General features: G+C 42.6%; 1 protein-coding gene. It reads left to right on the top strand.

Annotated features, from left to right (window positions below):
• Positions 1 to 239 precede the first annotated feature (239 nt).
• Positions 240 to 743, top strand: a complete 504-nt coding sequence (locus PSI23_RS21570) for an HNH endonuclease signature motif containing protein (protein WP_273556992.1) — start codon at positions 240 to 242, stop codon at positions 741 to 743.
• Positions 744 to 923: the final 180 nt, after the last annotated feature.

Here is a 923-nt window from a genome sequence, read left to right as displayed (position 1 = left end):
TAGATGAAGATTATGCCCCCGTTAACAGGCAAAAGGCTAACGTTTACGCGTCAGCTATTTTGAATGATCTTGAACCACCAAGACATCTTCAGAAGTCCGATAAACCGACTGTGCAAACTCAATCTGAATAACGCCACACCTTAGTAAAGACACCCTTTAATTCCGATAAACCCCTTATTCATATCTCGCAATACAGCGGGAGGGTTTGTTGTATCCGAAATACCAAGTATGAGGGTTGCATGGGAAAACTTACTCAGAAAAGACTCAGGGAATTACTCCGGTATGCCCCTGAGACGGGAGCTTTTGTCTGGTTATCTTATAGAAGCCAAAGAGCTAGAGTTGGCAGTATTGCAGGACGGATTAACACATTAACAGGCTATATTGAAATACAAATCGACGGTATCCGATATAAAGCCCATCGCCTTGCTTGGATGTATATCAACGGCGCTATGCCAGAAAAGCAAATAGACCACATCAATGGTATCAAAACAGACAATCGCATATCGAATTTACGAGAAGCAACACGTTCTCAGAACCAGCAAAATATTGGGCTGACGAAAGCCAATAAATCCGGCAGGAAGGGAGTCCATTATCGAGATGGAAAATGGATAGCTCAAGCTCAGATAAATGGTAAAAGATATCGACTTGGCCGTTACCACTGTATTAATGAGGCAAGCAATGCGTATGAGTTATTCTGCAAAAAGCATTACAAAGATTTCTATCGACAATCCCAATTAGCATGAGTCATATATTTTTTGGGTCCTTACCGCGACTTTTATATAACGGGGGCATTGCGCGCCATGATATTTCACTAGCGATGAACTTTTGAAATTTGGGTAACAGGTAACACAAGGGTAACAGATGAACCAGTCCGAATTTGCCAAATTGCATGGGGTCAGCCGCAAGACCGTCACCACGTGGAA

This window comes from Xenorhabdus yunnanensis (assembly GCF_028598805.1).
In the GTDB taxonomy this organism is placed as follows: Bacteria; Pseudomonadota; Gammaproteobacteria; order Enterobacterales; family Enterobacteriaceae; genus Xenorhabdus; species Xenorhabdus yunnanensis.
This window is presented reverse-complemented; position numbering and strand designations above follow the sequence as displayed.

Bases quoted from the DNA above. Each gene is read 5' to 3' on its own strand.
- PSI23_RS21570 (WP_273556992.1), top strand. From the start codon at position 240: ATGGGAAAACTTACTCAGAAAAGACTCAGGGAATTACTCCGGTATGCC.